Origin of the sequence: Rhizobium aethiopicum (assembly GCF_014197535.1) — a bacterium.
GTDB lineage: Bacteria > Pseudomonadota > Alphaproteobacteria > Rhizobiales > Rhizobiaceae > Rhizobium > Rhizobium aethiopicum_A.
Window position 1 is genome coordinate 75651 of record NZ_JACIFV010000002.1, and the last position, 21366, is coordinate 97016.

Annotated in this window: 16 protein-coding genes and 1 pseudogene; 10 read left to right on the top strand and 7 right to left on the bottom strand. The window is 62.5% G+C overall.

Annotated elements, in window-relative coordinates; genetic code table 11:
* Positions 1-114: 114 nt before the first annotated feature.
* Complete coding sequence (locus tag GGD53_RS03515) at positions 115-858, top strand: SDR family oxidoreductase (protein ID WP_184453637.1); 744 nt, start codon at positions 115-117, stop codon at positions 856-858.
* 246 nt (positions 859-1104) lie between these two features.
* Here the strand turns inward: GGD53_RS03515 and GGD53_RS03520 are convergent, their stop codons facing one another.
* Entirely contained in the window at positions 1105-2016 is a 912-nt protein-coding gene (locus GGD53_RS03520) for a LysR family transcriptional regulator (RefSeq protein WP_184453639.1), read from the bottom strand.
* A gap of 164 nt (positions 2017-2180) precedes the next feature.
* Here GGD53_RS03520 and GGD53_RS03525 point away from each other — a divergent pair, with 164 nt between their 5' ends.
* The 5 genes from GGD53_RS03525 (at position 2181) to GGD53_RS03545 (ending at position 10798) form a co-directional block, all read left to right on the top strand.
* Complete coding sequence (locus tag GGD53_RS03525; RefSeq protein WP_184453641.1) at positions 2181-2996, top strand: alpha/beta hydrolase fold domain-containing protein; 816 nt, start codon at positions 2181-2183, stop codon at positions 2994-2996.
* A gap of 46 nt (positions 2997-3042) precedes the next feature.
* Positions 3043-4233 carry an efflux RND transporter periplasmic adaptor subunit gene (locus GGD53_RS03530; protein WP_184453643.1) on the top strand — a complete coding sequence of 397 codons (1191 nt, stop codon included), beginning with the start codon at positions 3043-3045 and terminating at the stop codon, positions 4231-4233.
* Positions 4234-4350: 117 nt separating this feature from the next.
* Positions 4351-7551 (top strand): efflux RND transporter permease subunit, encoded by a 3201-nt coding sequence (locus GGD53_RS03535; RefSeq protein ID WP_184453645.1) that lies wholly within the window; start codon positions 4351-4353, stop codon positions 7549-7551.
* Between the two features lie 283 nt (positions 7552-7834).
* Complete coding sequence (locus tag GGD53_RS03540; protein WP_184453648.1) at positions 7835-9619, top strand: IlvD/Edd family dehydratase; 1785 nt, start codon at positions 7835-7837, stop codon at positions 9617-9619.
* 330 nt (positions 9620-9949) lie between these two features.
* Positions 9950-10798, top strand: coding sequence for a GNAT family N-acetyltransferase (locus GGD53_RS03545; RefSeq protein WP_184453650.1), 849 nt, complete (start codon positions 9950-9952; stop codon positions 10796-10798).
* A gap of 2 nt (positions 10799-10800) precedes the next feature.
* On the opposite strand, the gene GGD53_RS03550 is transcribed toward GGD53_RS03545, so the two are convergent.
* Positions 10801-11718: a DMT family transporter gene (locus GGD53_RS03550; RefSeq protein ID WP_184453653.1), complete on the bottom strand. Its 918-nt coding sequence runs from the start codon at positions 11716-11718 to the stop codon at positions 10801-10803.
* 192 nt (positions 11719-11910) lie between these two features.
* On the opposite strand from GGD53_RS03550, the gene GGD53_RS03555 reads away from it, so the two are divergent.
* Entirely contained in the window at positions 11911-13209 is a 1299-nt protein-coding gene (locus GGD53_RS03555; protein ID WP_184453655.1) for an adenylosuccinate synthase, read from the top strand.
* Positions 13210-13269: 60 nt separating this feature from the next.
* The gene (locus GGD53_RS03560) at positions 13270-15756 is read left to right on the top strand and encodes a hypothetical protein (protein WP_184453656.1); all 2487 of its coding nucleotides are present in this window, start codon (positions 13270-13272) and stop codon (positions 15754-15756) included.
* Positions 15757-15770: 14 nt separating this feature from the next.
* Here the strand turns inward: GGD53_RS03560 and GGD53_RS32350 are convergent.
* The 3 genes and pseudogenes from GGD53_RS32350 to GGD53_RS03570 form a co-directional block, all read right to left on the bottom strand.
* Positions 15771-15980: pseudogene (locus GGD53_RS32350) on the bottom strand (hypothetical protein); the annotation flags it as partial.
* A gap of 111 nt (positions 15981-16091) precedes the next feature.
* Positions 16092-17000, bottom strand: coding sequence for an RNA polymerase sigma factor RpoH (gene rpoH / locus GGD53_RS03565; protein ID WP_085779205.1), 909 nt, complete (start codon positions 16998-17000; stop codon positions 16092-16094).
* Positions 17001-17192: 192 nt separating this feature from the next.
* Positions 17193-18218 carry an RluA family pseudouridine synthase gene (locus GGD53_RS03570; RefSeq protein ID WP_184453658.1) on the bottom strand — a complete coding sequence of 342 codons (1026 nt, stop codon included), beginning with the start codon at positions 18216-18218 and terminating at the stop codon, positions 17193-17195.
* A gap of 41 nt (positions 18219-18259) precedes the next feature.
* On the opposite strand from GGD53_RS03570, the gene GGD53_RS03575 reads away from it, so the two are divergent.
* Together GGD53_RS03575 and GGD53_RS03580 are read left to right on the top strand one after the other, a co-directional pair.
* Positions 18260-18643 (top strand): hypothetical protein, encoded by a 384-nt coding sequence (locus tag GGD53_RS03575; RefSeq protein ID WP_184453660.1) that lies wholly within the window; start codon positions 18260-18262, stop codon positions 18641-18643.
* A gap of 6 nt (positions 18644-18649) precedes the next feature.
* Positions 18650-19471: a TrmH family RNA methyltransferase gene (locus GGD53_RS03580; RefSeq protein WP_184453663.1), complete on the top strand. Its 822-nt coding sequence runs from the start codon at positions 18650-18652 to the stop codon at positions 19469-19471.
* Between the two features lie 3 nt (positions 19472-19474).
* On the opposite strand, the gene GGD53_RS03585 is transcribed toward GGD53_RS03580, so the two are convergent.
* On the bottom strand, positions 19475-20635 hold the full coding sequence (locus GGD53_RS03585; RefSeq protein WP_184453665.1) for a hypothetical protein: 1161 nt from the start codon (positions 20633-20635) through the stop codon (positions 19475-19477).
* A gap of 115 nt (positions 20636-20750) precedes the next feature.
* A complete protein-coding gene (locus tag GGD53_RS03590) occupies positions 20751-21338 on the bottom strand; it encodes a DUF1134 domain-containing protein (protein WP_184454302.1) in 588 nt (195 codons plus the stop codon).
* Between the last annotated feature and the right edge of the window lie 28 nt (positions 21339-21366).

Sequence of the window (21366 nt, forward strand, 5' to 3'; positions counted from 1 at the left end):
TTTGTTCGTATTTCCCGGATAGTGATGCCGTAGAATGCATGATTATCCGCCGCGGGAAAAGGCGCATCTTCTTCTCATCGGAAAACGCGCCGTGGCGCAGAAGGGAGAAGAACAATGGCTTTCAACAAAAACAACAAGGTCGCACTGGTCACCGGCGCTTCCCGGGGTATCGGCGCGGCGGTTGCCAGACGCCTCGCCAGCGATGGTTTCACCGTCGTCGTCAACTATTCCGGCAGTGCGGCCGCGGCCGAGGAGCTCGCCCGGGAGATCGAGCAGGCTGGCGGCAGGGCGCTGACGGCAAAGGCGGATGTCAGCGATGCCGGAGCCGTCCAGCGGATGTTCGACGCTGCGGAAGGCGCCTTTGGCGGCGTTGATGTGCTCGTCAATAACGCCGGCATCATGATGCTGTCGCCGCTCGCCGAGGCTGACGACGAAAACTTCGATCGCCAGATCGGCGTCAATCTCAAGGGCACGTTCAATACGCTCAGGGAAGCGGCCCGGCGCCTGCGCGATGGCGGCAGGGTCATCAACTTTTCGACTTCGGTCGTCGGGCTGAAGCTCGAAACCTACGGCGTTTACGCCGCCACCAAGGCCGCCGTCGAAACGCTGACGGCGATCATGGCCAAGGAGATGCGCGGCCGTAACATCACGGTCAACGCCATCGCGCCCGGGCCGGTGGCCACCGATCTTTTCCTCAACGGCAAAACGGAGGAACTCATTGCCCGCATGGCGAAGATGAACCCGCTGGAACGGCTCGGCTCGCCCGAGGATATTGCCTCCGCGGTCGCCTTTCTCGCCGGCCCGGACAGCGGCTGGATCAATGGCCAGACACTGCGCGCCAACGGCGGCGTGATCTGACGAAGGCGCCCTCATCGCAATCATGTGAACGAAGATTGTAGGTCTTCCCCCTTACAATCGTGTGGAGAGTGCCTATAGTTGCTTTATCGGCGAGAGAGTGGAGTTCCCTGACGCTCTCTCCCGAACCTCCAGAGCCTGCCGCGCCCAGTCTGCGGCGCGACAGGTCCGATGTTCAAAATTTTACGGCCCGTCGAAGGTTTCCCTTGCCTTCCGGGCCGTCTCTGTTTTGCCGCCGCGCGACATGCTCTAGAAATCGTTCAGCTTGGCCTCGACCAGGAGCTTGACCAGCCAATCGACGAAGACGCGGACCTTGTTGCTGAGGTGGCGGTTCGGCGGATAGACCACATAGAGCGGTATCGGATCGCGGCGCCAGTCCGGCAGCACGCGGACGAGTTCGCCCCGCCGCATCGGTTCACGCGCCATGAAGGTCGGAACCTGCGCGACGCCGAGCCCCGTCAGGGCCGCGGTCAGATAAGTGCGGCTGTCATTGACCGAGGCGATGCAGCGCGGGGTGGTCTCGACCATTTCGTTGCCCCTGCGAAATTCGAAGGGCAGCGTCCGGTTGTTCTGAGCGCGGAAATAATTGACGGAATAGTGCGTGGCCTCAAGATCCTCCGGCCGTTCGGGCATGCCGAATTTCTGAATGTAGCTCGGCGAAGCGCAGGTGATCAGTTCCATCTCCGAAACCCGTCGGGCGATCAGTGACTGATCGGTAGGCGTGCCGGCCCGCAGCGCGCAATCGACGTTTTCGACCAGGTAGTCTACCGTGCGGTCGCCGACCCCCAGGTCCAGACGGATATCGGGATAGCGCTGGTAGAAATCGCAAAGTGCCGGAACGACAATGGCGTCGGCAAAGGCGCCGCTCATTTCGATGCGCAACCGCCCGCTCGGCAGGCTTTGCGAATTGGAGAGGCTGCCATCGAGTTCCTCCAGCTCGGAGATGATCTGGGCGGCGCGTTCGTAATAAAGTGCGCCGTCCGTGGTCACCATGACCCGGCGCGTGGTGCGGTTCAGGAGCTTGGTGCGCAGATGCGCTTCGAGGCCCTGAATGAGGTTGGTCACCGTCGCCTTGGGCATGGCGAGCATGTCGGCGGCGCGGGTGAAATTGCCCGTCTCCACGACGCGGATGAAGACGCGCATTGCCGAGAGCTGATCCATCGGTTTCAAGTCCGCAGTTTGCGTTGCACCATTATTCGAAAATCGGAACAGTGTAATCGCGATATTGCTTCTTATTCCCTGTGCTGAATAACAATATCTTTTTTGTGCAAAATGCAAGCGGCGGAATGTGCCTGTTTGCTCCCATGCGGAAAGAGACCGGAAGCATGACGGTGGAGTGGAAAGATATGATGCTGGACAAGGTGGCCATTGGCCCCGTTTCCGCACGTATCTACCAGGGCGCCGATTATGGCAAGGGTCCGCCGATCGTGCTTTATCTGCATGGCGGCGCCTTTCTCGACAGCGAGACCAATGTCGATCGCCCGGTGGCGATGAGCCTCGCCAAGGCTGGCGCCATCGTCGCCGCCGTCGACTATAGCAGCCTGTCCGACAACCTGTTTCCGAAGGCATTGGAAGTTTCCTTCTCGGTTTTCAGCTATCTCGCCAACAAACGTGCTGCCGGTCTGGGCGACCGCAAGTCGCTGCTTTTTGTCGCCGGTGAGGAGGCGGGCGGCAATGTCGCCGCCGGTGTGGCACTGAAGGCGCGCGACCAGTTGCCTGATGCACTCGATGGCCAGGTGTTGATTTCGCCGCTGCTTGATCCGTTCATGGGCACGTCCTCCATCCGCAAGGCGGAAGCCGTCGGTATGCGCCAGCGCTGGACCGATGGCTGGAGTCATTACCTGAGCGGCGGTGGCTGCCATCCCTATGCGGCGCCTTGCCTCTGTTCGCGTCTTTCAGGCGTCGCGCCGGCACTGATATTCACCGCCGAGGACGATCCTCTGCACGATGAAACAATCGGTTATGGCGCCCGCCTGAAAAAGGCCGGTGTCGGTGTCCGCCAGCATGTCCTTCCCGCCGGGACGGGCTGGCCTTCGATTTATGGTGGGAAATCCGGGGAAGCGCCCGGTTGGCAGGAACACGTCAGCCGCCATTTCGGGAGTTTCCTTCAGGACGTAAGCGTCCAACCGCAATTGCATTGAAGAAGATCTGATATTTCGGCGGCTCGAGGCCGCAAGGAGAGTACTGATGACGTCCAGAAGCAAGCGCTGGGCCCTGGTGGGCGCCGGCTTAGGTCTCATTGCGTCCGTTTCCGGCGCTGCATTGTTTTTCGAATTGCCGATGAGCACGGCTGCCACGGCCGCATCCGAGCCGGCGCAGCCTCCGGCCGTGCCGGTGACGGTTGCCGTGGTCGCGGCGCGCGACGTGACCGCCTGGGAAAGTTTCTCCGGCCGCCTGGAAGCGGTCGACCGCGTACAGGTGCGCTCCCGTGTCGCCGGGGCCATTCTGTCGGTGGCGTTCCGTGAGGGCGCACTGGTCAAACAGGGCGACCTGCTGTTCACCATCGACCCGGCGCCCTACCAAGCGAGCGTGGCGCAGGCGCAAGGCCAGGTCGCTTCGGCCGAAGCCAAGGTCAGCCTGGCGCAGACCGAGCTCGATCGCGGCCGCAGGCTTTCCGACAACCGCACCATCTCCCAGAGCGATCTCGATCAGCGCCAAAGCGCACTGGCCGAGGCGCAGGCCGGCCTGCGTTCGGCGCAGGCCACATTGCAGTCGGCCCAGCTCGATCTCGATTACACGCAGGTTCGCGCTCCGGTATCGGGCCGTATCGGCAAGATCGAGGTAACCGCCGGCAACCTCGTTGCAGCTGGATCGACCTCGCCGGCGCTGACGACGCTGGTTTCGGTCGATCCGATCTATGCGAGCTTCAACGCCAGCGAAGAGATGGTGACGCGGGCGCTTGCCCAACTGCCGCAGACCGACAGCGCTCTGCCCCCGGTCGAGCAAATCCCCGTCGAAATCGGCACGCTGGCCGATGACGGTACGCCGATCAAAGGCAAGCTGCAGCTGATCGACAATGAAGTCGACGCATCAAGCGGCACGATCGGCGTGCGCGCCGTCTTCGACAATCCGGGCGGACGCCTCATTCCCGGCCAGTTCGTGCGCGTGCGCATGGGCCAGCCGAAAGCCGAGAACAAGATCGTCATCAGCGACCGGGCCGTCGGCACGGACCAGGACAAGAAGTTCGTCTTCGTCGTCGACGGCGAGAACAAGGTGGCCTACCGGCAGGTCCAGCTCGGCACGCTGGCTGACGGCCAACGGGTGGTCGAAAACGGCCTGAAGGCCGGCGAGAAGATCGTCGTCAACGGCCTGCAGCGCATCCGTCCCGGTGCCGTCGTCGTTCCGCAGATGGAAGAGAAGGTCGCGACCGCTCAGTAAGATCCCGCCTTCCCCTGCGGGGGAAGGCCGACACCCGAAATATTATGACCCGCCGGCGGCGTCTCACCCGCCGGAAAGGGACGTTGCATCCATGTTCACCCCGGAGAGGGCTTTGATATGAACATCTCCAGATTCTTTGTCGACCGGCCGGTCTTTGCCGGCGTTCTTTCGGTCCTCATCGTGGTTGCCGGCCTGATCGGCCTGCGGGCGCTGCCGATTTCCGAATATCCCAACGTCGTGCCGCCGTCGGTCGTCGTGCGCGCCACCTATCCCGGCGCCAATCCGAGCGTCATTGCCGAAACGGTGGCAACACCGCTCGAAGAGCAGATCAACGGGGTCGAGGACATGCTCTATATGTCCAGCCAGGCAACGTCGGACGGCGTGCTCAACGTAACCGTCACCTTCAAGCTCGGTACCGACCCAGACAAGGCGCAGCAGCTCGTCCAGAACCGCGTCAGCCAGGCCGAACCGCGCCTGCCGGCGGAAGTGCGCGCGCTCGGGATCACAACGGTCAAGAGCTCGCCCGACTTCATCATGGTCGTCAACCTTGTCTCCGATGGGAACAGCCACGACATCACCTATCTTCGCAACTACGCGACCTTGAACATCAAGGATCGGCTCGCCCGCATCCCTGGCGTCGGACAGGTGCAGGTCTTCGGCGCCGGCGATTATTCGATGCGTGTCTGGATCGACCCGCAGAAGGCCGCTGAGCATGAACTCGCCGCCAGCGACATCAGCAACGCGATCAGCTCACAGAATGTCCAGGCGGCCGCCGGCATCATCGGCGCGTCACCGAGCCAGCCGGGCGTCGACCTGCAGCTTAACGTGAATGCCCAGGGCCGCCTGCGCACGCCCGAGGAGTTCGGCAACATCATCGTCAAGACGGGCGCCAATGGCGAGATCACCCGCCTTCGCGACGTCGCCCGCATCGAGCTTGGCGCCGCCGATTATACGTTGCGGTCGCTGCTCGACGGCAAGCCGGCCGTCGCCGTAGCCGCCCTTCAGGCGCCCGGCTCGAATGCGATCGAAATCGCCGACAATGTGCGCGCAACCATGGATCAGCTGCAATTGGCCATGCCTGAGGGCGTCAAATACGAGATCGTCTACGATACGACGAAATTCGTGCGCTCCTCGATCGAGAAGGTCATCGACACGCTGCTCGAAGCCATCGCGCTCGTCGTCCTCGTCGTCATCGTCTTCCTGCAGACATGGCGCGCTTCGATCATTCCGCTGATCGCGGTTCCGGTCTCGATCATCGGCACCTTCGCGGTCATGTATGTCTTCGGCTTCTCGATCAACGCGCTCAGTCTGTTCGGGCTGGTGCTTGCGATCGGTATCGTGGTGGACGACGCCATCGTGGTGGTGGAAAACGTCGAGCGCAATATCGAGCATGGCCTGTCGCCGCGCGCGGCCACCTATAAGGCGATGAAGGAAGTGTCCGGTCCGATCATCGCGATCGCGATGGTGCTCGTAGCGGTATTCGTGCCGCTCGCCTTCATCTCTGGCCTGTCGGGTCAATTCTACCGTCAGTTCGCGCTGACGATCGCGATCTCGACCGTCATCTCGGCCTTCAACTCGCTGACCCTGTCACCGGCGCTTGCCGCCCTTCTGCTGAAGGGCCACGACGCGCCAAAGGACTGGCTCACGCGCTTCATGGACGCGATCTTCGGTTGGTTCTTCCGTGGCTTCAACCGCGTCTTCGGCGCAGGCTCGAATGCCTATGGCAAGGGTGTTGGCGGCCTGGTGTCGCGCAAGAGCATCGTCATGGTGGTCTACCTGGCGCTGGTCGGCGCGACCTACAGCATGTTCACCACGGTTCCGGGCGGCTTCGTGCCGTCCCAGGACAAGCAGTATCTGATCGGCTTCGCCCAACTGCCGGATGCCGCAAGCCTCGACCGCACCGAAGACGTCATCAAGCGCATGACCGACATCGCCTTGAAGCAGCCGGGCGTCGCCAATGCGATCGCCTTCCCCGGCCTGTCGATCAACGGCTTCACCAACTCCTCGAATGCCGGCATCGTCTTCGTGACGCTGAAGGATTTCGAGGAGCGCAAGACGCCGGATCTTGCGGGCGGCGCCATCGCCATGGCGCTCAACCAGAAATTCGGTGCGATCCAGGATGCCTTCATCGCCATGTTCCCGCCGCCGCCGGTCAACGGCCTCGGCACGACGGGCGGTTTCAAGCTGCAGATTGAGGATCGGGCGGGTCTCGGCAACCAGGCGCTCGACGAGGCGACCAAGGCGGTGCTTGCCAAGGCCTATCAGACGCCTGAGCTTGCCGGGCTGTTCTCGAGCTTCCAGATCAACGTGCCGCAACTCTATGCCGATCTCGACCGCGCCAAGGCTGAGCAGCTCGGAGTTTCCGTCACCGACGTCTTCCAGACGCTGCAGATCTATCTCGGCTCGCTCTATGTGAACGACTTCAACGCCTTCGGCCGCACCTACAGCGTCCGCGTGCAGGCCGACGCGAAATTCCGTGCCCAGCCGGAAGATATCGGCCAGCTGAAGGTTCGTTCGGCATCGGGCGAGATGATCCCGCTGTCGGCGCTCCTCAAGGTGGAGCCGAGCACGGGTCCGGAGCGGGCGAACCGTTATAACGGCTTCCTCGCTGCCGATATCAACGGCGGTCCCGCGCCGGGCTTCTCGTCCGGTCAGGCCCAGGCGGCAATCGAGAAGATCCTTCGGGAGACGCTGCCTGCTGGCATCGATTTCGAATGGACGGATCTGACCTATCAGCAGATCCTTGCCGGCAATTCGAGCGTCGTCGTCTTCCCGCTCGCGCTGTTGCTGGTGTTCCTGGTACTGGCCGCCCAGTATGAAAGCCTGACGTTACCGCTGGCGATCATCATGATCGTACCTATGGGTGTCCTGGCCGCTCTGACAGGCGTCTGGCTCACCGGTGGAGATAACAATATCTTCACCCAGATCGGCCTCGTGGTGCTTGTTGGTCTATCGGCGAAGAACGCGATCCTCATCGTGGAATTTGCCCGCGAACTGGAGTTTGAGGGCCGGACGCCGCGGGAGGCGGCGGTCGAGGCCAGCCGCCTGCGCCTTCGCCCGATCCTCATGACCTCTATGGCCTTCATCATGGGCGTCGTGCCGCTGGTCGTTTCCACGGGCGCCGGCGCGGAAATGCGTGCGGCCATGGGTGTCGCGGTTTTCTCCGGCATGATCGGCGTGACCTTCTTCGGCATCTTCATGACGCCGGTGTTCTACGTGCTGCTGCGACGGCTGACGGGCAATCGTCCGCTCATCCAGCACAAGCCGGACGAGCACAAGGAGGAAGAGGCCGAGGTCATCCGGCTCGCAGCGGAATAGACGGAATTCAACCTTCCTTTGTCGAGTAAATCGGGCGGGAACTTCGGTTCTCGCCCGTGTCGTTTTTCAGACACCCGACGAAAATGCGTTACGTTCATCAAAACGGTTGCAACCGTGAACGAGGGGACTATCAAAGACGGGTAGCAGCTGGGAGGATCGGCGCGGGCCTGCTGTCCGGATTTAAGCAAGGCCGGCAAAGCCGGCGCGCTTGCCGAAGTTGGTGAGGCGGACTGTCTCCGCTTCTCGACTTCGAAGAGAAGAGTGGCCGATCGGGAGGATAATGATGACGGACCGCCAACCGAAGAAACGCCGCCTGCGTTCGCAGGATTGGTTCGACAATCCCGATCATATTGACATGGCGGCGCTCTATCTCGAGCGTTTCATGAATTACGGCATCACGCCGGAAGAGCTGCGCTCGGGCAAACCGATCATCGGGATTGCTCAGAGCGGCAGCGATCTCACGCCCTGCAACAGGGTGCATGTCGAACTCGCCAAGCGCGTGCGCGACGGCATTCGCGACGCAGGCGGCATCCCGATCGAATTTCCGACACATCCGATCTTCGAGAACTGCAAGCGCCCGACCGCCGCCCTCGACCGCAATCTCGCCTATCTCGGCCTCGTCGAAATCCTCTACGGCTATCCGCTCGATGGAGTGGTGCTGACCACCGGCTGCGACAAGACCACGCCTTCGGCGATCATGGCTGCTTCGACGGTCGATATTCCGGCCATCGTGCTCTCCGGCGGGCCGATGCTCGATGGCTGGCACGAGGGGGAGCTGGCCGGTTCCGGCACTGTCATCTGGCGGATGCGGCGGAAATATGCGGCAGGCGAGATCGATCGGGAGGAGTTTCTACAGGCAGCGCTCGATTCGGCTCCATCCGTCGGCCACTGCAATACGATGGGCACAGCCTCAACGATGAATGCGTTGGCGGAAGCACTCGGCCTGTCGCTCACCGGCTGCGGCGCCATTCCGGCCGCCTATCGCGAGCGGGGGCAGATGGCCTACCGTACCGGACGGCGCGCCGTCGAGATCGTGTTCGAGGATCTGAAGCCATCGGATATCCTGACGCGGGCTGCGTTCCTCAATGCGATCCGCACCAATTCGGCGATCGGCGGCTCGACCAATGCGCAGCCGCATCTGGCTGCGATGGCCAAGCACGCCGGCGTCGAACTCTATCCCGATGATTGGCAGGTGCACGGCTTCGATATCCCGCTTCTGGCCAATGTCCAGCCCGCGGGCGCCTATCTCGGCGAGCGCTATCACCGCGCCGGCGGCACGCCGGCGATCATGTGGGAGCTGCTGCAGGCCGGAAAGCTCGACGGCGACTGTCGCACGGTGACGGGGAGGACCATGGCCGAGAACCTCGACGGGCGCCAGGCCAGCGACCGCGAGGTCATCCGGCCCTTCGACGAACCGCTGAAGGAGCGGGCCGGCTTTCTCGTTCTCAAGGGCAATCTCTTCGATTTTGCGATCATGAAGATGAGCGTCGTCTCGGAGGATTTCCGCCAGCGCTATCTTCTGGAGCCCGGGCGGGAAGGTGTGTTCGAGGGCAAGGCGGTGGTTTTCGACGGTTCCGAGGATTATCACAAGCGCATCAACGACCCTGAACTCGGCATCGACGAGGATACCATCCTCGTCATCCGCGGCGCGGGGCCGCTCGGCTGGCCGGGTTCGGCCGAGGTCGTCAACATGCAGCCGCCGGATCATCTGTTGAAGCGCGGCATCCGCAGCCTGCCGACGATCGGCGACGGCCGTCAGTCGGGCACCGCCGACAGCCCCTCGATCCTCAACGCATCACCGGAAAGTGCGGCCGGGGGCGGCCTCGCCTGGCTTCGCACCGGCGATTTCATCCGCATCGACTTCAACCAGGGGCGCTGCGATATGCTCGTCGATGACGCCGAGATCGAGCGGCGCAAGGGTGACGGTATTCCGCCGGTGCCGGCGGATGCAACGCCGTGGCAGCGGATCTACCGCCGTTCGGTCACGCAACTGTCGGACGGCGCGGTTCTGGAAGGGGCTTCGGAGTTCCGCCAGATTGCAAAAAAACCGCCGCGGCACAACCATTGATCTGGCGCAGGGCAGCCATAGTGGCTGATTTCCGCTCAAATGCTTCCTCGTCCTCCGGGTTGAGTAAGCGGAGATTTGGTCGCGACATTTATTCGCGCGGGCAGGAAGTTATTGGGCGCCAAGTAATTTTCTTGAGCTTGCAACGGCATTGTTTCATGGTAATGCGGAAACGAAGCTTACTGCATTGCATCGAAAACGATTATACGCGTGGTCAAGACCATCGGCGCGGCTTCTCCATCATTCGTCCGGTGCGATCGAATGGCGGTGATCTGACAATTGCTTTGCCGTTGGCGGGATGGACTTGCGGGACATTCAATCTGGGAAGGTCGCATGAATTCGGAATTTGCCGTTCGTTCGATGCGGCCCGGCGAATTGGAGCTCGTGCTCGAATGGGCGCGTCAGGAGGGGTGGAATCCGGGTCTCGACGATTCGATTGCGTTCCTCGAAGCCGATCCGTCAGGATTTTTCGTCGGCTCCATCGGTGAAGTCCCCGTCGGTTCGATCTCGATCGTCAAATATGGCGACAGCTTCGCCTTTCTCGGCCTCTACATCGTCCACCCGGATTTCCGCGGCAAGGGTTACGGCAAGGCGATCTGGGAAGCGGGGATTGCCACGGCGGAAGACCGGACGATCGGTCTCGACGGCGTTGCCGCGCAGCAGGGGAATTATCGGAAGGCCGGCTTCGAGCCCGCCTATACCACCATTCGTTACGGCGGTGTTGCCTCCTCTTTGCCGACTTCGACGCTTGCCGCGCAGCCGGTGCTGGATTCACGCCTGGAAGGGCTGCAGCGTTATGATGCGGCGGTCTTTCCGCAGCCGCGGGATGCCTTCCTCGCCGCCTGGTGCACCGCCCGTAAGGGGCGCCGCACTGCCGTGGTCCGCAAAAGCCACAAGATCCGCGGCTACGGCACGATCCGCCGCTGCTACGAGGGCTATAAGATTGGCCCGCTTTTCGCCAACGATGCAGACAGCGCCGCGGCGCTGCTTGCCGAATTGATCCCCGAAGCAAAGGGGACTCAGATATTCATCGACATCCCGGTCGAAAACCGCGAGGCGATCGCGCTTGCCGAAGGCATGGGCCTTCAGCCGGTGTTCGAGACGATGCGGATGTATCGCGGGCCGGCGCCAGCCATCCCGCTGAAACACGTCTTCGGCGTGACGACGCTGGAGCTTGGTTAAGCCTAATCCACGGGTGAGGCAGGCACGGTGGGAGCGGACGCTTTCGGCCGGCCCCTTTCGGCGATCGCGATGCCACCGAGCGTCAGCATCAGCGCGACCATATGGAAGGACTGAAGCCTTTCTCCGATCAGGACGACTGAGAGCAGTGTTCCGAACACCGGCACGAGATTGATAAAGAGACCGGCGCGGTTGGCGCCGATAGCCTCGACGCCTTTGATATAAAGGATCTGCGCCAGCAATGAGGGGAAGATCGCCGTATAGAAGGTGATGCTCCAACCGGCTTGGTCCGGCCACTGCGCCGCGCCGCGGCCGATCTCCCAAAGAAGCAGCGGCAGCGAGGTCAACATGGCGGCGAGGGCGGGGAAGACCATCAGCGTGCGCCAATCAACCGCCGGTTTCCAGCGTAGGAAGATGGTGTAAAGCGCATAGGCGGCAATGGCGATCAGCATCAGCCCGTCCCCGCGGTTGAGCTGCAACTGCAGCAGCGTGGCGAGGTCGCCATGGGCGGCCGTCAGCGCCACGCCCAGCAGCGTCATGCCGAAGCCGAGACATTGCGCCAGCGAGATGCCGGTGCGGAAAAAGAAGAAGTTCAACAGGAAGATCAGCATCGGAATGCCGGCCTGCTCGATGGCGACGTTGATCGCCGTCGTATATTGCACCGCCGAGTAGAGCATGGCGTTGAAGAGAGTGTAGCCGATGGCGCCGTAGCAAAGGAGCAGCGGCAGGTTTTTCCTCGCCACCGGCCAATCCTTCTTCAGCTGCGGCAACGAAATCGAGGTGATCAGTGCGACGGCGAGGAACCAGCGCAGGAAGGTCAGCATCATCGGGCTGATATGCCCGACCGCAAGCTTGCCGGCGACGGAGTTGCCGCCCCAGCAGAGGGTGGCGATGACGAGGCAGATATAGGCCGTGGCTTGCAAGAGCGTTCTTCCTCGTCTTTTTGCTAGAAATAATCGGCTTTTTCCCAGGGGAAATAGACTGCCCGCTGCTGATTTGTCACGTAAAAAGCCCAATCGGCTGTGACAACAGGGTCGCTTTCCCAAAAACAAAGCTTTATAGATGCGCGGGTTTGAGCAGGTGCGCGGTTCTGCGCCGGTAACAGGAAGAGTTAGATGACGAACGTAGTCGTGGTCGGTTCGCAATGGGGTGATGAAGGCAAGGGCAAGATTGTCGACTGGCTTTCGGAACGTGCGGATATCGTCGTGCGCTATCAGGGCGGACACAATGCCGGCCATACGCTCGTCATCGACGGCACGAGCTACAAGCTCTCGCTGCTGCCCTCCGGCGTCGTGCGCCCCGGCAAGATGGCCGTGATCGGCAACGGCGTCGTCGTCGATCCGCACGCGCTGATCGCCGAGATCGGCCGACTGGAAGCGCAGGGCGTGACTGTTACGCCTGACAATCTGCGCGTCGCCGACAATGCGACCCTCATCTTGTCGCTGCACCGCGAACTCGACGCGATGCGCGAGGATGCGGCGTCCAACAGCGGCACCAAGATCGGCACGACCCGCCGCGGCATCGGCCCGGCCTATGAAGACAAGGTCGGCCGCCGCGCCATCCGCGTCATGGACCTTGCCGATCTCGATACCCTTTCCGGCAAGGTCGACCGTATCCTGACGCATCATAACGCGCTTCGCCGCGGCCTCGGGGTCGCCGAAGTCAGCCACCAGGCGATCATGGACGAGCTGACCTCGATCGCCGAGCGCGTCCTGCCGTTCCGCGAGACCGTCTGGCTGCTGCTCGACCGGGAGCGCCGCAAGGGCGCCCGCATCCTGTTCGAAGGCGCGCAGGGCAGCCTGCTCGACATCGACCACGGCACCTATCCCTTCGTCACCTCCTCGAACACGGTGGCCGGTCAGGCGGCAGCCGGTTCCGGCATGGGTCCCGGCTCGCTCGGCTATATCCTCGGCATCACCAAGGCCTATACGACACGTGTCGGAGAGGGCCCTTTCCCGACGGAACTGAAAGATGAGATCGGCGAATTCCTGGGCCAGAAGGGCCATGAGTTCGGCGTGGTGACGGGGCGCAAGCGTCGCTGCGGCTGGTTCGACGCCGCGCTGGTGCGCCAGTCGGTCGCCACCAACGGCATCACGGGGATCGCGCTCACCAAGCTCGATGTGCTCGACGGTCTCGAAGAATTGAAGATCTGCGTCGGTTATATGCTCGACGGCGAACAGATTGATCATCTTCCCGCAAGCCAGGCAGCGCAAGCTCGGGTCGAACCGATCTATATCACGCTCGAGGGATGGAAGGAATCGACCGTCGGCGCCCGCAGTTGGGCGGATCTTCCGGCGCAGGCGATCAAATATGTTCGCCAGGTCGAAGAACTGATCGGGGCGCCGGTCGCGCTCCTTTCCACTAGTCCGGAGCGGGACGACACGATACTTGTGACCGATCCGTTTGAGGATTAAGGTCACGGCCCACTGTTGAGGACAGTTCGGCAGAAGGCCGGACTTCTTGAGAAAGTAAGAATGGCGGATTTTATTGCAGTTATTCGGCGGGCTGTCGACGGCCTGGCTGAAAACACCCCCGAGATGCGGGTGAAAGTCTACGAACGTGCTCGCGGCGCGGTGCAGCGGCAGCTCGAGAACATGAAGCCGCGTCCGCCGGAAGCCATGCTGCAACGCCAGCTCGAAAAGCTCGAGGCCGCCATTCGCGAAGTGGAGGCTGAACACTCCGAAGCGTTGCCCCTCGATGAGACGGCTGGCGCCGGTGCTGCGCCGGAAAGCTTGGAAGAACAAGCGGTTCCTGACGAAAGCACGTCACCGCCTGCGCCCCAGACAGCTATCGACGAGCCGGCCGGTGAAGCCGATGCGGGCTCGCCGACGGCCGACGCCGTCCACGAGCCCGATCACCTGGAAGCCGACGCACGGCAGGAAACTGAGGAAGAGGTCGCGGCCGAGGAGCCGCCTTCCGCGGAACCTGAGCCCGAACAAACGCCTGTTTCCGCTGAGACAGCTACACCCGTCGAGACCTATTGGCATCCCTCGCATGAGGAGGAGGCGCCGGCTGAGGAATGGCATGCCGGCGAGGCGCGTGACGTCGCCGCCGAAGAAATGCAGCCGGAACATCACGGCTTCGAAACGCCGCCTGCCGGTCATTCCTACGAGGAAGCCGACGAGCATCGTGCCGATGAAGAGCATCCTGTGGCGGCCGAGGAGATTCCGGCCGAACCGGCGACGGCGGAAAGCCACGAGCCGAAGGCCGAGGCGGCTTACGAGCCCATCGAGTCGTTTCAGCCGATCACACGCGGCATGGAGCATGCATCCAACCGGCTCGTGGAGCCGGTCGCCGATTTCGATCGTGCGCAGGAATTCGTCGAACATAGCCGCGAGGAGCCGCTGCAGGCCGATGCTGCGGGACATTTCGATCCTGTCTGGGCTGAGCCTGCCGTCGAGACGCCGGCTCCGGCGCCCAAGGATGCCGAGACCGAATGGGCCGAAGAGGAGCTCCGGCAATATTCGGAAACGGCGCCAGTTACCGCCGACGCTTCGGCGCGTGCCTTCGAAGACGTCATATCGAATCTCGAGAAAATGGCGCCCGCCGCTGTCATGCCGGCCGCCAAGGAAGCTTTCTCCTGGGAGAAGGCTGCCTTCGACGACTTGCCGCCGATCGAGGCGGGCACCGACAAGAAGACGCCGGTTTCCTCGCATTTCGACGACGTTGATATCTTTGCGGAGGTGCACGACGGCAAGCCTACACCCGCCGCCGGCGCGCCGAGCGAGGGGTGGCGCGAAGCGAAGGCCCTGCGTGGCTATGACCGCCGCGGTCCGATCGCCACTGACGATGACGACGCCAATCCGGCGATGGATATCGATCAGATCGTCGCCTCGAAGCTGCAGGGCAAGAATTTCCGCATGGAACCGAAGCGCCGCCGCTTCGGCATCGGCACGATAATAACTCTCCTCTTCGCACTTATCCTGATCGGTGGCGGCGCCTATGCCGGCTGGATGAACAGAGAAGCGCTGGTGGCGATGGTCGATGGGCTTGTCAGCTCGGCGCCATCGCAAGCTACGAGGAACGAGGCGGCAATGACGCCGTCGGGGTCCGAGACGCCGGCCCAGACCACGCCGACGCCAGCCCAGCCAGCTGCGCCGGAAGCGCAGAATACGCCGCCGGCACCGGCACAGCCGAACCAGCAAGTGGCGTCATTGAACAATGACGGCGCGGCGGCCAATTCCAAATTTACGCAACGACTGCTTTCCGACGGAACTGAAGTCGACAGCGGCCCGGCGACGGTGCCGGGAACGCCGACGGCCGAAGGAAAATCGGTGGCCGAGCAGAACGTCGCGGCAGCGGATACGCCTGCGGCCAGTGCGCAAGGCGATGCGGCTCCGCCCGAAACGCTGACGCTGAACGGTCCTGCGGCATCGCCGCAGCAGGCTGCGCCGGTTGGTTCATCGGAAAAAATGTTCCTCTATGAGGAGCGTATCGGCCAGAGCTCGCCGACGGCGATCGAAGGAACTGTTGTCTGGAGCGTCCAGCATGAGGCCGGCCAGGACGGCCGGCAGGAAGCGACGGTACAGGGCAATGTCACCGTTCCCGAGCGCAACCTCTCGGCGCTTGTCACCTTCAAGCGCAATTCCGATCCGTCGCTGCCGGCAAGCCATCTCGTCGAGATCGTCTTTTCGGTGCCGCCCAACTTTGAAGGCGGCAGCATCGAAAGCGTCCAGCGCATCTCGATGAAGCGCACCGAGCAGGATCGCGGCGACGCGCTGATCGCGGTTCCGGCCAAGATCACCGATGATTTCCACATGATTGCGCTCAACGACTACCCCGATGCACGCAAGGCCAATCTCGATCTGCTGTCGACCCGCAACTGGATCGATATTCCGATCACCTACCGCAACGGCCGCCGCGCGCTGCTGACGATGGAGAAGGGTGGTACGGGAACGAATGCCTTCAACACAGCCATCAAGGAATGGACTGCCCTCGGGGATGTCTCGACGAGCCAGTGAGTGGGTTCTCGGTACGTTGTGCCACCGGCACCCTCATCCGCCCGTCGGCACCAGCCGGGGTCGAGCCACAGGTCTCGACCCGTCCTTCGGACCCCCGCTGGGGAGAAGGGAATCGTGGCAGCGTCCTGTATTTCTTTAAGCATTCTTTTGGAAATGAGGACCAGCAGCTTGCTCCTCCTCTTCTCCCCAGCGGGGAGAAGGTGGCCCGAAGGGTCGGATGAGGGGTCTGCACGGCACGCCCTTCAACGTCCTTCCTGCCGGCATCGCCCGCCACAAAACAAAAACGCCACCTCCCGTCTAAGGAGGTGGCGTTTGCAATTCTCGAGTTCAGCCGATCAGGCCGTGGCTTCGACGACGCGAATGGCCTTGGCGCGTTCCAGGGCCTCCTTGCGAACAGCATCCTGCACCTTTTCAAAGGCGCGGACTTCGATCTGGCGGACACGTTCGCGGCTGATGTCGAACTCGGCCGAGAGATCTTCCAGTGTCACCGGATCCTCGGCAAGGCGGCGGGCCTCGAAGATGCGGCGCTCGCGTTCGTTCAGAACACTCATCGCTTTCGCCAGCATGCGCCGGCGGGTTTCGAGCTCATCCTGTTCGATCAGCACGTCTTCCTGACTGTCGTGGTCATCCACAAGCCAATCCTGCCATTGACCGCTGTCGCCTTCGGCCGCCTTGATCGGCGCGTTCAGCGAGGCGTCGCCGGAGAGACGGCGGTTCATCGAGATGACCTCCTCCTCCGAGACGTTCAGCTTGGTGGCGATTTCCGAGACGTGCTCCGGCTTCAGGTCGCCGTCGTCGATCGCCTGGATGCGGCCCTTCAGCCGGCGCAGGTTGAAGAACAGGCGCTTCTGGTTGGCCGTCGTGCCCATTTTCACCAGCGACCACGACCGCAGGATATATTCCTGGATCGAGGCCTTGATCCACCACATGGCGTAGGTGGCGAGGCGGAAGCCGCGTTCGGGATCGAATTTCTTGACGGCCTGCATCAGGCCGACATTACCTTCAGAGACGACTTCGCCGATCGGCAAGCCGTAGCCGCGATAACCCATCGCGATCTTCGCGACGAGGCGAAGATGGCTGGTGACGAGCTTATGGGCAGCGTCGCGGTCGCCATGCTCAGCATAACGCTTGGCCAGCATATATTCCTGCTGCGGCTCCAGCATCGGGAATTTGCGGATTTCGTCGAGATAACGGTTGAGACCGGCTTCGCCGGCGGTAATGGACGGCAAGGTATTTCGGGCCATAGTGCACCCTCCTAAAGTGAATTCCGGCTCCCGATGGAAACGCGCGCCCCCGCGTTAAAAGGCGAACCGGGACGTGCGGCTTTTGTTCCAAGCCCGCACTAAGTCTATATACAGATAAGTATGGCGAAACGGCGGTTCAAGGTGCCGCTCACGCAGGTGTGAGGCGGCGAGAGCGGGGTCCCGAAGCCGCCTTTATTGCCTCAATGCCTCGACCAGTTTCACCAAATCGGCCGGCAGCGGTACCTCGAAATGCATGAGTTCGCCGGTGCGGGGATGCTCGAATTGCAGCATGAAGGCATGCAGTGCCTGACGGCCGAAACCATTGACGACCTTGCGGATCTCTTCGGGCAGAAGATTGGCCTTGGTCCTGAAGCCGGCGCCATAAACGGTGTCGCCAACGAGCGGATGACCGATATGGGCCATGTGCACGCGGATCTGATGGGTGCGGCCGGTTTCCAGGTGGCACTCGACCAGCGAGGCGAGCGCGGTCGCGTCGGGGTTCTCCTGGAAGCGCTCGATCACTTCATAGTGCGTGATCGCCGCGTCGGCATCCTGGCTGTCGGGGCGCTTGACGGCCCGGCGGGTGCGGTCGCCGGTGGCGCGGCCGAGAGGCGCATCGATTGTTCCCGACAGAGTGCGGGGACGGCCCCAGACGACTGCCCGGTAAGCCCGCTCCAGCGGCATGGTGCGGCCGTGGTCGGCAAATTGAAGCGAGAGGTGGCGATGGGCGACGTCGTTCTTGGCGACGACCATGACGCCTGTCGTGTCCTTGTCGAGACGATGGACAATGCCGGGACGGCGCACGCCGCCGATGCCGGAGAGCGTATCGCCGCAATGATGGATCAGCGCGTTGACCAACGTTCCTGTCCAGTTACCGGAGCCGGGATGGACGACCAGACCTGCCGGTTTCGATATGACGATAAGGTCATCGTCCTCATAAAGGATGTCGAGCGGGATATCTTCGCCCTTTGGGGTCGGGTCTTCAGGCTCGGGCAGGGTGATTTCGAAGCTGTCGCCGACGCGCACCTTGCGCTGCGGATCGGTAACCTGCTCGCCTCGCAAAAAAACCAGCCCCTCCTTGATCAGCGCCTTGATGCGGCTGCGGGAAAAATCCTCACCGACCTGCGCGGTCAGCCATGCGTCGAGCCGGCCTTCGGCGGTTTCATCAGCGGTCAGGACTTTTCTAATGCCGGCTGCTTGTTTAAAGGGGTCGCTCAAGACGCTTCTTCTCCGACGTATTTTTAGAACGGAACGCACAGATGACAGCAATCGAGCCAGACGACCAGGAAGAGAAGCCCCTTGATCCGGCGATGGAAAGTGTCCGGCGCAAGATGGTGCGCCTGCAGATTGTATCCGGCGCCATCATGTTCGTCAGCCTTATGGCGGTCTTCGGCGCTGTTGTCTACAAGACGATGCGCGAGCCCAAGGAGACAGCGTCCACTGCCGCAGCCTCCGGTGTGCCCTCGGATGCACCGCTTGCGGCGACCCTTTCCCTGCCGCTCGGGTTCAAGGTGCAGTCCACCTCGTTTTCGGCGGGACAGATGCTGTTCTTCGGAGAAACGGTTGAAGGCACGAGGAAGGCGCTGGTATTCGATCTGAGGACCGGCCGCACGGTTGCCGACGTCACCGTCGCGGGGAATTGAGGCGGGATGGTCGCCCCGATCGTTATCGACAGCGCCGACGATCCACGCATCGCTGAGTTTCGCGATATAAGAGAGCGTGACCTGACGGGGCGGGAAAACCGCTTTATCGCCGAAGGCACTGTCGTGCTGCGCATGCTCGCCGAGGCGCATGCGGCACGTCGCGGCTTCTCGGCCGAGAAAATCCTGCTGCTGCGCAATCGCGTCGATGGCCTGCAATCCATTCTGGAACGGTTTCCGGCTAGTGTGCCGGTTTATGTCGCCGAGGCTGAAGTGCTCGATGGTATCGTCGGCTTTCATCTGCATCGCGGCGTTCTCGCCCTCGGCAAGCGAGAGGACCGCGGCGAGGCAGCACTTCTCGACGCATTGCCGGAACGGGCGCTGGTGCTGGTCGGCTGCGGCATTTCCAACCATGACAATGCCGGCTCGATGTTTCGCAATGCCGCCGCCTTCCGGGCGGATGCCGTGCTGCTCGATGAAACCTGCTGCGATCCGCTCTATCGCAAGGCATTGCGTGTGTCGGTGGGCTCGGTGCTGAGCATTCCGCACCGGCGCGGCGGCAAGGCGCTGGACCTGCTCCTGGCGCTTGCCCAACGTGGCTTTGCGATCTGGACGCTTTCGCCGCATGGGAAGACCGACATCCGCGCCATTCCGGCTGCGGCACGCATGGCGCTGGTCATCGGCACGGAGGGGGAGGGCTTGCCGGAGGCACTGCTGGCGCGCTTTCAGAGCGCCCGCATCCCACAATCGGACGAACTCGACAGTCTCAACGCGGCGACTGCGACGGGAATCGCATTGTTTTCCATGGCCTCCGCCATGGGGCGGATATGAGCTTTAGCGCCCCGGATTGACGATGATGGCGGCCGCCCTGTCGGCAAGGCTGACGCGATCGCTCGGGTTGTTGTTGCCGGCGTCCGGCAGCAGCGCGTGGATCGGTGAGGAAGGGCCTTCGTTGAGTGCGGTCAGCGCCACCATATTGGCGGCTATCGAGGCGATCTCTTCGCGGATCGCACCATCGCGTCCGGCGACGGACTTTGCCTTCTGCAGGCGCTCGGCAAGGGCGGCGCTGCGCTTGCGGACATCCTCGCCTATCTCAGCCGTCACAGCGGCCATGTCGAGTACGGATGAGGTCGTGTCTTCGGCCGTCAGTTCCGCCGGTAGTTCCGCCGCTATCTTCGCCAGGCCAGCATCGCGCAGCACCCGGTTGATCTTGCGGATCTCGGCATTGGCGGCTTTCAACTGCTCCTTCAACTTGGCGATCTCCTGCTGACGGCGGGCGAGCTGCGTTTCCTTCTCGGCGGCGGAAGCGCTTTCGCGCGCAGCCTTGTCCTCCAGGCGGATCACCATATGCTGCTGCTGCGTCAGTTTCTGCTCGGCATCCCTAGCCCGCTTCTGCAGCAAGTTGACGTCCTGGCGCAATGTGTCGCGTTCGTCGCGCAGCGCGTTGGCACGGAATTTCAGGCTTTCCGCTTCGGTCTCACGCGCGGCGAGGTCGATTCTCAGCCCGTCGACCTGTTCACTGAGTTTGCTCAGCCGCGTCCGCATTGCCGCCAGTTCGCTCTCCTTGTTGGAGGCGGATTGTTCGGCAATATGCAGATTGGTCTTCAACTGGCTGATATAGTTTTCATCCTTGCGCAGGTGCGAGCGCTGCTCGGCCGCCTCGACATGCATCTCGCCGATCTCGGCCTGCAATTCGCCGATCTCGGCGGCGAGCCTGCCGGCATCGACGGCGAGCGCATCGTGCCGCAGCTGGAGCGACAGGGATTTCTCGCGCTCACGCAGAAGGTCCTGGGTGGTGCGGGCATTTTCGGCGGCATGAAGTGCGCGCACCATATCCTTCTGGGCACGAACCTCCTGCGGGCTCAGCGGCATGGTCGCCTTGAGGCGGTTTTCGGTATACCAGACAATGCGGCGGTGAACGGCCGGCGAGACCAGAAAGACGAGGAAGGCCGCGGTCAGGAAGCCCAATCCGAACAAGAGAGCATATTCGATCACGGCGCGGCCATCGGTTCGACAGTTGATGCGGGGTCAGCCGCGATGATTAAGCAGGCATGGCACGCATGGCAAGGCCGCCGATGCCGGCGGCGGCCGATTCCTGCCGCTTTAAGCCTCAGAAGGGGTTCCAGGTCGGCGCCTGAGTGATTTTGAGATAGCCGACATTGACGCCGAGGCGGGCGCCGACGCCGGTGCGGATCGGCACAACCAGCACATCGTTGTTTTTCAGCACCGTCATGCCGAAGCCGGCGATCACATAGGCCGAGCCGCTGACGCCGCCGAAGCGGGCATAGATGCCGTCGATGGAGGGCAGGTCGTAGACCAGCATCATGACGCGCGAACCCTGGCCGCCGTAATCGATGCCGAGAGACGGGCCCTGCCAGTAGAGCGGATGCTCGCCGGCGTTCTTGGTGTTGAGTTGGCCTTCGCCATAGGTGAGACCGGCGATGAAGGCGCCGCCGCCTTCCTGCCCGAGAATATAACCGTTCGGCAGACCGTATTTCTGGAAGGCGCTCTCGACCACCTTGGCAAGGCCGCCGCTCGCGGACCCGAAGAAGGAGTGGCCGGTATCGATGATTTCCTGCATCGTATACTGACCGTTGTTCTGGGCGGCGGCCGGCCCGGCAATCATCAGCGAGGAGAAGACGAGGGCCGAAAGCAACCTGCAGAAGCCAATGAATTGGTGCGGAAATCGAGGGCGCATCATGTCATCCGTTCGTCGTTTGCTGGAG

Coding starts and splice junctions, on each gene's coding strand:
- GGD53_RS03580 (WP_184453663.1), top strand. CDS start 18,650: ATGGTCGCCCCGATCGTTATCGACAGCGCCGACGATCCACGCATCGCT.
- GGD53_RS03525 (WP_184453641.1), top strand. CDS start 2,181: ATGACGGTGGAGTGGAAAGATATGATGCTGGACAAGGTGGCCATTGGC.
- GGD53_RS03535 (WP_184453645.1), top strand. CDS start 4,351: ATGAACATCTCCAGATTCTTTGTCGACCGGCCGGTCTTTGCCGGCGTT.
- GGD53_RS03555 (WP_184453655.1), top strand. CDS start 11,911: ATGACGAACGTAGTCGTGGTCGGTTCGCAATGGGGTGATGAAGGCAAG.
- rpoH (WP_085779205.1), bottom strand. CDS start 17,000: ATGGCCCGAAATACCTTGCCGTCCATTACCGCCGGCGAAGCCGGTCTC.
- GGD53_RS03590 (WP_184454302.1), bottom strand. CDS start 21,338: ATGCGCCCTCGATTTCCGCACCAATTCATTGGCTTCTGCAGGTTGCTT.
- GGD53_RS03515 (WP_184453637.1), top strand. CDS start 115: ATGGCTTTCAACAAAAACAACAAGGTCGCACTGGTCACCGGCGCTTCC.
- GGD53_RS03545 (WP_184453650.1), top strand. CDS start 9,950: ATGAATTCGGAATTTGCCGTTCGTTCGATGCGGCCCGGCGAATTGGAG.
- GGD53_RS03520 (WP_184453639.1), bottom strand. CDS start 2,016: ATGGATCAGCTCTCGGCAATGCGCGTCTTCATCCGCGTCGTGGAGACG.
- GGD53_RS03530 (WP_184453643.1), top strand. CDS start 3,043: ATGACGTCCAGAAGCAAGCGCTGGGCCCTGGTGGGCGCCGGCTTAGGT.
- GGD53_RS03540 (WP_184453648.1), top strand. CDS start 7,835: ATGACGGACCGCCAACCGAAGAAACGCCGCCTGCGTTCGCAGGATTGG.
- GGD53_RS03560 (WP_184453656.1), top strand. CDS start 13,270: ATGGCGGATTTTATTGCAGTTATTCGGCGGGCTGTCGACGGCCTGGCT.
- GGD53_RS03575 (WP_184453660.1), top strand. CDS start 18,260: ATGACAGCAATCGAGCCAGACGACCAGGAAGAGAAGCCCCTTGATCCG.